The 13,440-nt window shown below is 67.1% G+C and carries 13 protein-coding genes; 9 read left to right on the forward strand and 4 right to left on the reverse strand.

Annotation, left to right across the window (positions count from 1 at the left end):
* The first annotated feature begins 1 nt into the window (after position 1).
* From C1A15_RS07955 to C1A15_RS07985, 7 genes are all read left to right on the forward strand, one after another.
* A complete protein-coding gene (locus tag C1A15_RS07955; RefSeq protein ID WP_146001834.1) occupies positions 2-673 on the forward strand; it encodes a sugar O-acetyltransferase in 672 nt (223 codons plus the stop codon).
* A gap of 123 nt (positions 674-796) precedes the next feature.
* On the forward strand, positions 797-1,393 hold the full coding sequence (locus tag C1A15_RS07960; RefSeq protein ID WP_101722063.1) for a DUF6652 family protein: 597 nt from the start codon (positions 797-799) through the stop codon (positions 1,391-1,393).
* Entirely contained in the window at positions 1,390-2,079 is a 690-nt protein-coding gene (locus tag C1A15_RS07965) for a pentapeptide repeat-containing protein (RefSeq protein WP_101722064.1), read from the forward strand. Before C1A15_RS07960 ends, C1A15_RS07965 begins: the two co-directional genes overlap by 4 nt.
* Positions 2,080-2,133: 54 nt before the next feature.
* On the forward strand, positions 2,134-4,485 hold the full coding sequence (locus C1A15_RS07970; protein WP_101722065.1) for an HAD-IC family P-type ATPase: 2,352 nt from the start codon (positions 2,134-2,136) through the stop codon (positions 4,483-4,485).
* Positions 4,486-4,627: 142 nt separating this feature from the next.
* Positions 4,628-4,909, forward strand: a complete 282-nt coding sequence (locus tag C1A15_RS07975; RefSeq protein WP_101722066.1) for a beta-ketoacyl synthase — start codon at positions 4,628-4,630, stop codon at positions 4,907-4,909.
* Between the two features lie 67 nt (positions 4,910-4,976).
* On the forward strand, positions 4,977-5,288 hold the full coding sequence (locus C1A15_RS07980) for a type II toxin-antitoxin system RelB/DinJ family antitoxin (RefSeq protein WP_180953036.1): 312 nt from the start codon (positions 4,977-4,979) through the stop codon (positions 5,286-5,288).
* Positions 5,285-5,731, forward strand: coding sequence for a type II toxin-antitoxin system VapC family toxin (locus C1A15_RS07985; protein ID WP_101722068.1), 447 nt, complete (start codon positions 5,285-5,287; stop codon positions 5,729-5,731). The genes C1A15_RS07980 and C1A15_RS07985 overlap by 4 nt, the downstream gene beginning before the upstream one ends.
* Before the next feature lie 7 nt (positions 5,732-5,738).
* On the opposite strand, the gene C1A15_RS07990 is transcribed toward C1A15_RS07985, so the two are convergent.
* On the reverse strand, positions 5,739-6,983 hold the full coding sequence (locus C1A15_RS07990) for a DEAD/DEAH box helicase (RefSeq protein WP_180953037.1): 1,245 nt from the start codon (positions 6,981-6,983) through the stop codon (positions 5,739-5,741).
* 403 nt (positions 6,984-7,386) lie between these two features.
* Complete coding sequence (locus C1A15_RS07995) at positions 7,387-8,643, reverse strand: MFS transporter (RefSeq protein ID WP_101722069.1); 1,257 nt, start codon at positions 8,641-8,643, stop codon at positions 7,387-7,389.
* An 89-nt stretch (positions 8,644-8,732) separates the two neighbouring features.
* On the opposite strand from C1A15_RS07995, the gene C1A15_RS08000 reads away from it, so the two are divergent.
* Positions 8,733-9,659, forward strand: coding sequence for a LysR family transcriptional regulator (locus tag C1A15_RS08000; protein ID WP_245864972.1), 927 nt, complete (start codon positions 8,733-8,735; stop codon positions 9,657-9,659).
* A gap of 485 nt (positions 9,660-10,144) precedes the next feature.
* On the opposite strand, the gene C1A15_RS08005 is transcribed toward C1A15_RS08000, so the two are convergent.
* Together C1A15_RS08005 and C1A15_RS08010 are read right to left on the reverse strand one after the other, a co-directional pair.
* A complete protein-coding gene (locus tag C1A15_RS08005; protein ID WP_101722071.1) occupies positions 10,145-10,534 on the reverse strand; it encodes a MerR family transcriptional regulator in 390 nt (129 codons plus the stop codon).
* A 157-nt stretch (positions 10,535-10,691) separates the two neighbouring features.
* Positions 10,692-11,234: a flavodoxin family protein gene (locus C1A15_RS08010; protein ID WP_101722072.1), complete on the reverse strand. Its 543-nt coding sequence runs from the start codon at positions 11,232-11,234 to the stop codon at positions 10,692-10,694.
* A gap of 255 nt (positions 11,235-11,489) precedes the next feature.
* On the opposite strand from C1A15_RS08010, the gene C1A15_RS08015 reads away from it, so the two are divergent.
* Positions 11,490-13,412 carry an FAD-binding protein gene (locus C1A15_RS08015; RefSeq protein WP_101722073.1) on the forward strand — a complete coding sequence of 641 codons (1,923 nt, stop codon included), beginning with the start codon at positions 11,490-11,492 and terminating at the stop codon, positions 13,410-13,412.
* The last annotated feature ends 28 nt before the right edge of the window (positions 13,413-13,440 follow it).

Genomic DNA, 13,440 nt, shown 5'->3' on the forward strand with positions numbered 1-13,440 from the left:
CATGAGCACTCCCGAGCACGATGGGCGCACCTCCCGCAACGAGCGCATGCGCGCGCAGCTGGCGTCGGGCGCATGGACCGACGCCGCCGATGCCTCGCTCATGCGCGACCATGAGCGCGCCGTGGCCGTCATGCGGCGCTACAACACCGATCCGGATCTCGACGACGCGGCGCGCGAGGCGCTGCTGCGCGAGCTGTTCGGCGCGTTCGGCGAGCACTCGTCTGTCACCACGGGCGCCCAGGTCGACTACGGGTACAACATCCGCGTGGGCAAGCGCTGCTTCTTCAACTACAACTGCGTGTTCCTGGACGGCGCGCCCATCACGTTCGGCGACGACGTGTGGGTGGGGCCGAACTGCACGTTCGTCACGCCGCTGCACCCCCTCGTGGGCCGCGAGCGCGCGATGCGCATCGACGAGGACGGCGCGTCCCACGTGTGGGAGCGCGACCTGCCCATCACTGTGGGCAGCGACGTGTGGATCGCCAGCAACGTCACCGTGAACCCGGGCGTGACCATCGGCGAGGGCGCGGTCATCGGGTCGGGCAGCGTGGTGACGAAAGACGTGCCGCCGCGCACCATCGCGTTCGGCAACCCCTGCCGGGCAGTGCGCGCCATCACCGAGGACGACAGCATCGAGGACGCGCTGGCGGCCGCAGGCCTGCTGGCACGATAGGGCGAAGGGGGCGCTCTCGCGCTTGCGGGGCGAGCGATCCTTCGCAAACGATGGAAGTGCCGCGGCCGCACGCCGGTTCGCCGACCGCTTCGCTATACTGGTTCGCGACAGAAAGGAGCCTCAATGACCGAACCCGCACGCAAGCCGGGCATCTCCCGGTGGATCGTCCCCGTGCTGACGGTGCTCGCCATGAGCGGCACGACGGCGGTGTTCGTGCTCGTGCCCTTCGCCGAGGGCGACGTCGCGGTCGGCGTCCTGGCTGCGGTGGCGTTCGGCGGCGGCCTCGTGCTGGCCGTGGCGAACGTCGTGCAGGCCGTGGTCATGGCGGTGTCGAAGCGGGCCGGGCTCCTCGCGTTCTCCCGGCGCGCGATGCTGCTGGTGAAGCTGGGGCTCGTGCCGTTCTACCTCGCGGGCGCCGTGCTCATCGCAGCGCTCGGCGTGATGTCGATCCTGCCGTTCGGCATCATGCTGCCGTTCGTGGCCATCGGGCCGCTCGTGACGTTCGGCTGGGCGGTCCTGGCGTGCTGCTCGGCGTGGACGTTCGTCTACGCCGCGGGGCTGTGGCGCGCGGGGCTGCTGTCCTCCGCCGCGTGCGTGGCCTCCTGCGTCCTGTCGCTGTTCTTCGTCGCAGACGTGGCGTGCGCCGTCGTGCTGTTCGCCTACGGCCGCAAGCGCGAGCGCATGCTGCCCGTCGCCCCGCAGGTTCGGGGGCTCGCATGACGGCCGTGGATCGTCGCGCAAGCTCCCGTGGGCTCCCGCAGCCGGCCCGTCCCGACATCCCCGGCGAACTGGTGGACGTGGACGACCTCGCCCGCTGGATCGAGCGTGCAGGCGGCGACCTGCGCGTGTCCCATGTCTGCGTGCGCGGCGACGCAGCCGAGGAGGCCGACTTCGCGCTCCTCGAGCTGAGCGAGTCGCGCGTGGAAGGATGCTCGTTCGTCGGCTGCGACTTCGACCGGGCAATGGTATCCGACGTGGCGTTCGCGAACTGCGACTTCTCCAACTCCGTGTTCTCGCAGGCGAACTTCACGCGCTGCACGTTCGCCTCGTGCAAGTTCACGGGCGCCGACTTCCTGGAAGCCGTGCTCTCGCGCGTGGAGGTGCGCGATTCCACGTTCGCTTACGCGTCGCTCGCGAAGGGGAAGCTCGCGGACGTGCGCGTGAGCACCACCGACTTCTCCCACGCCGACCTGGCCGAGCTGCGCCAGAAGCGCGTCGAGTTCGACGACGTGCGCTTCCTGGGCACGAGCTTCTTCCGGTGCAGCTTGGACGGCGTGGACCTGTCCACGTGCCAGCTGGCCGACATCGTGCTGTCGGACGCGATGGGAGAGCTGCGCGGATGCTCGATGGACCTGTTCCAGGCGGCCGGCATCGCGCGCCGGCTGGGCGTGAACATCAAAGACTGAGCAGGCGAGACGCGGCGGCGCCGACCGTCCGCCGCGACGTGACGAGGAGCGAGCATGACCGAAGAGCAGCAGGCGCGCGGGCTGAGCGCGGCGGAGGTCGCCGAGCGCGTGGCCCGCGGCGAGGTGAACGTCGACGCGGGCGTGAAGACGCGCTCCGTGCGCCAGATCGTGCGGGAGAACGTGCTGACGCTGTTCAACGCCATCAACGCCGTTCTCGCGGTGTTCGTGCTGTTCACCGGCTCGTACAAGAACATGCTGTTCATGGTGGTCATCGTGTGCAACGCGGCTATCGGCATCGTGCAGGAGATCCGTTCGAAGCGCACGACCGACCGCCTGTCCATTGTGGCCAGCTCGAAGGCTGCCGTGCTGCGCGACGGCGCGCGAACGGAGCTGCCGCTCGACCAGCTCGTGCGCGACGACGTCATCGAGCTGGGACGGGGCGACCAGATCCCCGCCGACGCCACCGTGGTGTCGGGCGCGTGCGACGTCAACGAGAGCCTGCTCACGGGCGAGAGCAAACTCGTGAAGAAGGTGGCGGGCGACGAGCTGATGAGCGGCTCGTTCGTGAACGCGGGCACGGTGCTGGCGCGCGTGCGGCACGTCGGGGCCGAGAACTACGCGGCCAAGATCAGCGCCGAGGCCAAGCAGCACAAGGCGGTCAACTCCGAGATCATGAACAGCCTGAACGGCATCATCAGGTTCGTCAGCGTCATCATCTTCCCGCTGGGGGCCTTGCTGTTCGCGCGCCAGTTCTTCAGCGGCGAGCACGTGGCGCTGAACGACGCCATCCTCTCGACGGTGGCCGCGCTCGTGGGCATGATCCCCGAGGGGCTCATCCTGCTCACGTCCACGGTGCTGGCCGTGGCCGTGGTGCGCCTGGCGAAGTCGAAGGTGCTCGTGCAGCAGCTGTACTGCATCGAGACGCTCGCGCGCGTGGACACGCTGTGCCTCGACAAGACGGGAACCATCACCACGGGCAAGATGGAGGTGGCGGCCGTCGAGCCTCTTCCGGGCGTCGAGCGGGCGGTCGTGGACACGGCGCTCGCGTCCATCGCGCGTGCCGACGAGGACCCGAACGACACGGCGCTCGCCATCGTCGAGCATTACGCGGGCGGCGGCGTCGAGACGCTGCAGCCTGCGCGCATGGTGCCGTTCTCGTCCGATAAGAAGTGGTCGGGCGCTGCGTTCGAGGGCGGCGCGTGCTACGTGATGGGCGCGGGGCAGTTCGTGCTGGGTGACGGGTTCGCCACGGTGGCCGACCGGCAGAACGAGTTGGCCGCCGATGCGCGCGTGCTGCTGCTGGCACGGGTGGACGGCTTCGACGCGGACGGCGCCATCGTGGGCGCGCCCGAGCCGCTCGGGTTCGTCGCCATCCACGACCAGATCCGCGCGACGGCCGCCCAGACTATTCGCTTCTTCAAGGAGCAGGGCGTCGATCTCAAGGTGATCTCGGGCGACGACCCGCGCACCGTGTCGGGCATCGCGCTCAAGGTGGGCGTGCCGCATGCCGAGGCCTACGTCGACGCCACCACGCTGGCCGACGACGCCGCCATCGCCGACGCCATCGAGCGCTACAGCGTGTTCGGCCGCGTGAAGCCTGAGCAGAAGAAGGCGTTCGTCGTGGCCCTCCAGGCCAAGAAGCACATCGTGGCCATGACGGGCGACGGCGTGAACGACACGCTCGCGCTCAAGCAGGCCGACTGCAGCGTGGCCATGGCGGCCGGCTCGGACGCGGCGCGCAACGTGGCGCAGCTCGTGCTCGTGGACAACGACTTCGCCGCCATGCCGAAGGTGGTGGCCGAGGGGCGGCGCTCCATCAACAACCTGCAGCGCTCGGCGTCGCTGTTCCTCGTGAAGACGCTCTTGTCCATGGCGCTGGCCGTGCTGTTCATCCTGCTGCCGTGGCAGTACCCGTTCCAGCCCATCCAGATGACGCTCATCAGCGCGTTCACCATCGGGCTGCCGTCGTTCGTGCTGGCGCTCGAGCCCAACAAGGATCGCATCAAAGGGCGCTTCCTGGAGAACGTCGTCGTGAAGTCGATCCCCGGCGCCATCTGCGCGGTGCTCACGATCCTCGTCGTGAACGTGGTGGGCTACGAGTTCCTGCACCTCGACTACGCGCACGTGTCCACGCTGTGCGTGCTGCTCACGGCATGGGTGGGCGCGCTTCTGATCGTGCGGCTGTCCATCCCGTTCACGCCCATCCGCGCCGCGCTGCTCGTCGCGGTGGTGGGCGGTACGGTGCTCGGGGCCACGGTGCTGCACGCTCTGTTCGGCATCGAGCCGTTCACGTTCGGCATGACCGTGCTGTTCACCATCCTGGCCATCGGCGTGACCGGCCTGTTCCACGTGCTGTTCAACGTGTTTGGCGCCTGGCACGCCAAGCGCCTTGCGACCATGGCGTGAATGTCCTAAAGGGGGACAGTCCCCGTTTGGGACATTCGGCGCGCTTGTGGCGGGGATGCCCGTTTGCTATGATCGACTCCGAGGCGGCGAGCCTTCGGGCTCGCGATCCGACCAAGCGCATCGGCGCGGAACGGGAGGACCTATGAACGGCAGCATCGGCAAGGTCGTCGCAGCGGCGACGGCGGCATCCCTGGCGTGCGAGATGCCGCTACCGGCCATCGTCAACGAGGTGGTGGCGGAGAATCCCGGCGGTCTCGGGGACGACGCGTTCGCCGAGGCGATCGAGGCGGCGTTGGGGCGCGAGATCGCGACCGACCCCGGAGACCTGCCCCAGGGGTTCGTGCACGAGGGGTACCTGCCCGAAATCCCGAACCCCGACGCGCCGCTGGGCCCCCGCCGCCCGGAACGGGAGTTCCCCCGCTAACCAATTGCATTACGTAATGCATTGTGGTAGACTCGGGGAAATCCGATGTGGCGAAGGCGGTGAGGTAATGGCGGCGACGGCCACTTTGAACGTGCGTCTGCCCGAAGACTTGAAGGATCGCGGCGCTCAGGTGCTCAAGCGCGAAGGCGTGTCCGTGTCCGATGCGGTTCGCGGACTGTACGAGTACATGGAGAAGGAGCAGCGCCTTCCGGAATTCATCAAGCCGGCGAACGAGGACGCCCGCCGTGCGGCGGTGGGGCGCAAGCGATCCACCCTGCGCGACATGGTGGGCATCTTGCCCGCATCGCCATGCGTCGAAGCCTCGACCTCGTGGCACGATCATCTCGAATGGAAAACCCGCCCGGGCGTTCGCGCATGAAAGTGCTGTTCGACGTCAACGTCATCATCGACGTTTGGGGCAAAACCGATGACTTCGCTTTTTCGTTCGAGGCCATGGACGTTGCCATCGTGCGCGAGTTCGAGATGTGCATCACGGCGAGCATGACGCCCAGCATCGTGTACCTGCTATCCGCGCGGAAGCTCATGTCGCGAAAAAGCGCGCGCGAGGCGTTCGGGAACCTGGCGAGCTTGGTCGAGATCCTCGACGTGACGGCTTCCGATTGCCTGCATGCGCACGAGGCGTTCCAGGGCGATTACGAAAACGACCTCATCGCCTGCTCGGCGAAGCGCACTGGCGTCGACGTGATCGTCACCCGCAACAAGCGCGATTTCGCGAAATCGCCGGTGCCGGCGCTCACGCCCGAGGAGTTCGTGCGCGCCTACAAGCCTGCAGACATGGAGTACGAGCTGGTCGAGTTCTGACGTACTGCTAGCGCCTTCTGCCGAAGCCGCTCGCTCCGTTGCGGCGCAGGGAGCGCGAGAAAGCCGCGCTTCCCACGGTGGACTTGGGCACGAACTGGCCCGCGAGCGCCTTCTCCGCCTCCGTCGGATCGTAGCCGTCGATGTCGAGCCGGGGGATGTGCTCGCCCAGCAGCTTCTCGATGTCGAGCAGTTGCGCCTTGGCCTCCGGGCTGACGAACGAGATGGCGTAGCCGGTCTCGCCGGCGCGTCCCGTGCGGCCGATGCGGTGCACGTAGTCCTCGGGGCTCTCGGGCAGGTCGTAGTTCACCACGTACTCGATGTTCGACACGTCGATGCCGCGGGCCAGCACGTCGGTTGCCACGAGGACGTCGATATCGCCCTTGCTGAAGCCCTCGAGCGCGCGCTTGCGCTGCACCTGCGTCTTGTCGGAATGGATGGAGTCGGCGCGGAAGCCCGCTCGCTTCAGCTGGCCCGTGCAGATCTCGGCGCGCGTCTTCGTGTCGGTGAACACGATGACGCGTTTGCTGCCGCGCTGCTGGAGCACGAGGCGCAAAAGCTCCGGCTTCTTCATCGGGCCGACGGGGACGATGAACTGGTCGATGGTGTCGGCCGTCTCGCCTTTGTGGGACACCTCGACGAACGCGGGATCCTTCAGGATGGAGGACACGCTCTGCATGACCTTGCGGTCGAGCGTGGCCGAGAACAGCAGCGTTTGGCGCGAGGAGGGCGTGGCGGCCACGATCTTCTTCATGGTGGGCCAAAAGCCCATGTCGAGCATGCGGTCGGCCTCGTCCAGCACGAGTATCTCCACGTCGCGCAGCTTCACGTCACCGCGCTCCATGAGGTCGTAGAGGCGCCCCGGCGTGGCGACGAGAACGTCGATGCCGCGGCCGAGCTTCGCGATCTGGCCCTTGTACGGCATGCCGCCCACCACGGTGAGCATGCGGCGCCCCGATGCCTTCGCCAGCTGCAGGCAGGCGGCGTCGATCTGCTGCGCGAGCTCGCGCGTGGGGCTTACGACGAGCGCCCGCGGCGACCCGGGGCGTTTGGCGCGTCCAATGCGCTCGAACAAAGGCAGCGCGAACGCCGCCGTCTTGCCGGTGCCGGTTGTCGCGGCGGCCACGACGTCGCGACCTTCGAGGGCCAGCGGTATCGCCTGCTCTTGCACGGGGGTGGGCACGGTGAATCCCATCCGCTCGACGGCGGACAGGGTCGTCTCGGACAGGCCGAGGTCTTGAAACGTCGAACTCAAAGCGTATCTCCAAGCGTCATTGCAGGATTCGCGCGGTGCGGCCGGGTCGGCGCGCGTCGCGTGCGGCGCGGAAACAGGGTGCGCGCCGATCACCTGCGTCTATGATAGCGCATTGGGGGCGCATGCGGGTCGTCTGCGCGAATACGCCGCAACCGGAGGCGTTGCCGACGCGCCGGACGGAGCAGGGGGTGGGTGCCTCGGCTTGCTCGTTTCTGGGATATACGAGTTTTTCTCGTTCATGCACGCTTTTGTCAACCATTTCCAGGCATTTGAGGCTGTTTTGGTTGACAAAAGCGTGCATGAGCAGATCTTCGCCGTCTTGTTCGCAGGTCTCGGGCGGGATCGCGATTATCGTGCAACAGGGAGCTTTTTCGCAGCGTTTGTCGGCGGGAGAGGACCCTGGCTACTTCGACTCGCGGGCGGTCGCCGCGGTGCGGGCGGTCTCGGCGGCAGTTTCGGCGCTGCGGCGCGCGGTCGTCCGCACGAGCGCCAATGCCAACGCGGCGGCCGCGAGGGCGAACAGCGCTCCGACGGGGCCGGTGGCCAGCAGGCCTCCCGCGTTCACCACGAGGCCGCCCGCGAACGATCCCAGCGCGATGCCGGCGTTGAACGCCATAGGGTGCAGCGAGGCGGAGAACGTGAGGGCGCTGGGGTAGTCGGTGCGGGCGACGTCCTGGAACAGCATCTGCACGGTGGAGTTCATCACGTACATGAGCAGGCCCACCGCGAGGATGTTCGCGATGCCTACGGCCCCAGCGGGAAGGCTCGCGGCCAAAAGCGCCAGCAAGGCCGCGTGCACCGCGAAGACGACGGGCAGCGCGCGCAGCCCGAAATGGCCCGCCACCCAGCCTGACAGCAGGTTCGAGCCCACGCATGCGGCGCCGAACAGCAGCAGCACGAGGCTCGCGCCCGCCGCGTCGAGGCCGACGACGTCGGCGAGGACGGGGGTGAGGTAGGTGTAGAACACGTAGGTGGACGCCGCGCCGGCGAGGATCATGGCGATGGCGCCCAGCACACGGGCATCGCCGAGCAGGCGCAGCTGCGTGCGCAAAGTGGGCGTCGCGCTCGCAGCGCGCGCGGAGGAGCCGCGGGGGAGCGTCGGCAGCAAGGCGGCGCTCTCGGCCAGGCCGAGCGCGAACACGCAGGCGTAGGCGGCCTTCCAGCCGAACGGGCCGGCCAGCGCCGTGCCGATGGGCACGCCGATGACGCTCGACACCGAGAACCCGGCCAGCACGAGGCCCAGCACGGCGGCCACGCGCTCCTTCGCCACGATGTCGGGCACGTAGGTGAGCGCGAGGGCCAAAAGCGTGCCCGATGTGGCGGCGGGCAGCATGCGCGAGACGAGCAGCAGCGCGTAATCGCCGGCGAACAGGGTGAGCAGGTTGCCGGCGCTGAACACCGCCAGCAGCGCCGCCATCACCTTGAAGCGGTCGGCGCGCGCCGTGGCGAGCGCGACGACGGGCGTGGCGACGGCGCAGGCGAGCGCGTAGTAACCCACGAGATCGCCGACGAGCGTGAGCGGCTCGCCCAGCCCCTCGGCCACGGCGGGCGTGATGCCGATCAGCACGAACTCGGCGAAGCCGAGCGCGAACGCGAGCGCGATCAGCAGCGCCGCCGCGAACGTGGCGCGCCGGGGTCTCGTGTGGTTTCCGGTGTTCATAGAGGCCTCCAACGAATGGTCCTTGTTTTCCTTATCCACCGTACCGCTCTCGTGGTAAAATAGCTAATGCTTATAATGAAAGCCTTTATATGCCTATTGGGTATACCGAAACGGAGGCCGTCGTGGAGCTTCGGACGCTCAGGTATTTCCTCGCTCTCGCGCAGGAGGGTACCGTCTCGAACGCGGCGAAGGCGCTGCATGTGACGCAGCCTACGCTGTCGCGCCAGCTGGCCGACTTGGAGAAGGGGTTCGGCAAGCAGCTGTTCGAGCGCGGGGCCAAGCGCATCGTGCTCACCGACGAGGGAGTGCGCCTGCGCGAGTACGCCGAGGCTATCGTGGAGCTGGCCGACAAGGCCGAGGCCGAGCTGGCCCAGCCCGAGCGCGCCGTGGCCGGCGACGTGTACATCGGATGCGGCGAGTCGGACGCCATGCGCATCATCCTGCGCGCTGCGAAACGGGCGCGCGACGAGCACCCCGGCGTGCATTTCCATCTGTTCAGCGGCACGAGCGCCGATTTGATGGACCGCTTCAACGAGGGGCTGTTCGACTTCATGGTGGAATTCGAGGCCGTGAGCCGTCCCGACTGCCTGTCATGCCCGTTGCCCATGCTCGACACCTGGGGCGTGCTCATGCGCGCGGATTCCCCCTTGGTGGATCTTCCCGCCGTGCGCGCCGACGACCTGGCCGCGCATCCCGTCATCTGCTCGCGCCAGGCGCTCAAGGCGGGCGTCATGCAGGCGTGGGCGGGCGAGGCGTTCGATTCCTGGGACGTGGTGGCCACGTACAACCTCGTGTTCAACGGGGCGCTCATGGTGGAGGAGGGCCTCGGATCGGCCATCTGTTACGACGGGCTGGTGAAGACGGTTGAGGGCGGCCCGGTGTGCTTCCGGCCGCTCGATCCGCCGCTCTCCTCGAACATCGACGTGGTTTGGAAGAAGCACCGCCGCCTCTCGAAGGCCGCCGAGGCGTTTCTTGGCTGCTTGCAGGTGGAATGCGGCGAACCGGAGATGCGGTAGGCGGAGTCTGCGCGCAGGCCCGTTGCGGGGAAGGGCGCGGCGATCCCAATGCTCCCGTTGAGGGGGGCGCCTCTGCGACCCCGATGCTCCCGTTGCATCCGCCCCGCGCGCCGCCGCCTTGCGTTCCCGCCTAACCTGCAATGCTCGATAAACATGAGTTAAATCATCATGGACAAAACAGCCAGTATTCTTTATCTTGACACGAGCATAATAAGAATAACGGCCTTTACATCAGGGGTTACGTAGAGCGCCGCGCGCGGACGACGGATATCGTCGCGAAAATCTAGCGAAAAGTGCCGTTTTTGTCCAAGGCCGTCGGCTGCGGGAGGCGTGGGGATTCTTGCGGGAAGGGGAAGCCTGCACGACTCCACGGCCGCCAGTCGTCGCCCGCCTCTCGCGGCGAGTGTGCGGGTCTTGCCATGTCGCCGCTCACGCGCTCGTCGAACGAACCCGACGAGCGAATCTCGCCGAGCGTGCCGCGCGGGCTATTCCCTGCGCAGCCATTCGTCGCCGGTTTCGGCGCATTTCCCGCCGGTTCGGTAGCTGGCGATCTTGCCGTCGAGGCGCTGCACGGTGGCCTTCATCTCCTCGAGCTTCGCGGCAAGCTTGTCGCGCTGCTCGACGAGTATCTCGAGGCGCGCGGCGGCGGTGTGCTCGCCTTCCTGGAACAGCGCAACGTACTCGACGAGGGCTTCGATCTGCACGCCCGACTCGCGCATGCAGCGGATGAACTCCACCCAACCGCAATCGTATTCGGCGAAGTCGCGGATGCCGTTCGGCAGGCGCGTGACGTGGGGGATGAGCCCGATGCGCTCGTAGTAGCGGATGGTGTCGACCGAGACGTCGTAGCGTTTTGCGACTTCAGCGATCTGCATGGTGAGCCTCCTGTTTGTCGTGAGCGAGCCCGTTCGTCCTGGCACTACGGTACCCGAACGGCGGGAAAAGAGCCAATGCTTACAGTGGAAGGTTCGTCATGCCCCGAAAGCATGGCGGGGTCGAGGGGCGAAAGGGTGGGCGAGGGGCACCCGGCCCCTACACGCCGCATCCCATGAGTCGCGCGCGGTTGACGACGTGCAGCCGGCTCTCGACCGCGCCCGGCGCATCGACGCCTGCGGCGGTCACCACCCCCACGAGCCGCGCCTGCTCGAAGCAGTCGACCCAACCCTGCACGCCCTTGACCGCGCCGTCGAAGGCGTGCTCGTCCTCGTCGGCCGCCGCGGCCAGCAGGTACACGTCGCGGAACGCGGGACTGGCGGCATAGGCCGGGTTGCTGCGGTCGAGCAGGGTCTTCAGTTGGCCCGCCATCTCGAAGAAGTAGATGGGCGTGGCCAGCGCGATGGCGTCGGCCGCGACGATGCGCTCCACGATGGCCGGCGCGTCGTCGTCGAGCAGGCACGCCGCGCCCGCCTGGCAGGCGAGGCATCCGCGGCAGAAGCCGATGCGCTTGCCGCGCAGGCTCACCGTCTCCACGTCGTGCCCCGCCTCGCGCGCCCCTTCGGCGAAGGCGAGCGCGAGGATGTGCGAGTTGCTGGAGGGCCTCAAGCTGGACGATACGATCAAGACGTTCTTTCCCACGGTGCTTCCTCCCGTCATGTGCGGTCGTGCGTCGTGTCGCATCCTAGTGTGCCCCCTGGAGCGCGCTCCAAGTCAAATGGAGGTTTCGTGATGCGCGCATCGTCGGCAAAACGGGAAAGGGTGCCGATGCGCTCCTATGATATGAGAAATAATCATATCATCGTATAAAACATAGGCATTGGTAATGAGAAATCGCTGCGACTATCCTTGGCGGCAGAGGCGGTCGAAAGGAACCGTCGAGGAAAGGGGATCGTTATGGAAACCGTATCACGCAGGAATTTCTTGAAGGGCGCGTTCGCCACGGGGACGTTGGCGGCGGCGGGCGCTGCGCTGCCGATGTTCGGTTGCTCGCCGAACAACGCGTCGGCCGATGCGGTCGAGGAGGCGCAACTGGAATACGACTACACCGCCGACGTCATCATCATTGGTGCGGGCGGTGCCGGCCAGATGGCCGCTGTTTCGGCGCACGAGGCCGGCTGCTCCTCCATCCTGCTTGAAAAAGCGGCGATGACCGGTGGCGACTCCATTACGAGCCATAACGACCTGCTGGCGTACTGGCCCGACGAGCACGCGGGCGAGAACGGCGACGACTTCGACGCCTACTTGGAGGATTGGAAGGCGACCCACTGGGTTTCCTACATGGGTCAGCTCGGGCGCGATTTCCCGACGACCGAGTTCCCGTTCGCCCGTCGTTTCATGGATCTGTGGGCGCCGGCGGGCCAGTGGCTCGAAGACGAGGCGGGCGTCGAGTGGACGGGCGTGTCGCTGGGGCGCGCGCTTGCGACCGAATACACGCCTACGTACCGCACCTGGCATGCCGAGAACGAGCCGGTCATGGTCTCGCTCTACCGCGTGATCCAAGGATGGGACGACGTCGAAACGCTGCTCGAAACAGAAGCCTTCGAGCTCGTTCAGAACGACAAGGGCGTGGTGACCGGCGTTCGCGCGTACCAGTACGCCACGGGCGAAACCGTCACGCTGCACGCCAACCACGGCGTGGTGCTGGCCACGGGCACGTTCTGCGCCTCGCGCGACATGGTCGGCCAATACTACGGCCGCAACGTCGCCCAGCTCTCCACGACGGGCACCATGAACCTGACGGGCGACGGCCATCGCATGGCGCGCAACGTCGGCGCGGCCTTCACGGGCATGGATCTGGGTCTGAATTGGCAGCCGTGCGGCACCGGCTCACGCAACTGGGACACCATCGAGGGGCGCCTGTACCTGTTCGGCTACTACGACGGCGCCCTGGCCCCGGCCGATCCCGCCATCGCGGTCAACCTCGAAGGCAAGCGCTTCATGAACGAAGACCAGGTCAACTACGGCATCGGCCGCGAGACGGGCGTTCAGACCGCCCAGACCGCCTTCTACGTGTTCGACTCTCGTTTCGATTGCCATGTCATCTACGAGGGCAGCGAGGTCATGACGAAGGACGGCACCGTGTATTATGAAGCCGATACGCTGGAGGACCTCGCGGTGCGCATGAACTGCGACGCGCAGGGGTTCCTCGACGAGATCGAGCGCTACAACGGCTTCGTGGACGACGGCGTCGACGAGGACTGGGGACGCGACATGACGGTCGTCAGCAAAATCGAGCAGGGTCCGTTCTACGCGTTTCCCATCACGCCCCAGTACTACGTGACGTTCGGCGGCGTGAAGACCAACGTCGAAAGCGAAGTGCTGACCGAAGACGATCGCGTGATCCCCGGCCTGTACGCCGCCGGCGTGGTATGCGGGTCGTACGCCGAGCAGGAGGGTCTTGTGTACTACGGCGGATTCAACCAGGCGCTGGCCTGGGGCAAGCAGGCTGGGAGCAAGGCCGCGGCGTTCGATCCCGCCAACGCCGCCATGGAGGCCGCGCCTGAAGGCGGAGTAACGAAGGCTCCCGCTGTTGCGGCCGTCTCCGACGCGACCTACGCGGATGGTACGTACGAGGCCGCGCACGACGGCAAGGACGGTCCTGTTCCCGTGACCGTCACGGTTTCGGGAGGCAAGATCGTCTCGGTGGAGGTCGGCGAGAACGAGGAGACCGAGGGTATCGGCACCCTGGCCATCGAGGCACTCCCCGAGCTCGTCGTGGCTGCGAACGGCGCCGACGTCGACGCCGTCTCGGGAGCCACGTTGACGAGCGACGCCATCCTCGCCGGCGTCGCCGATTGCCTCGAGCAAGCTTCCTAGCTTCCTGCCGCCCGCCCCGCTCGGCTCT

Origin of the sequence: Eggerthella timonensis, from assembly GCF_900184265.1 — a bacterium.
Classification (GTDB): Bacteria; Actinomycetota; Coriobacteriia; order Coriobacteriales; family Eggerthellaceae; genus Eggerthella; species Eggerthella timonensis.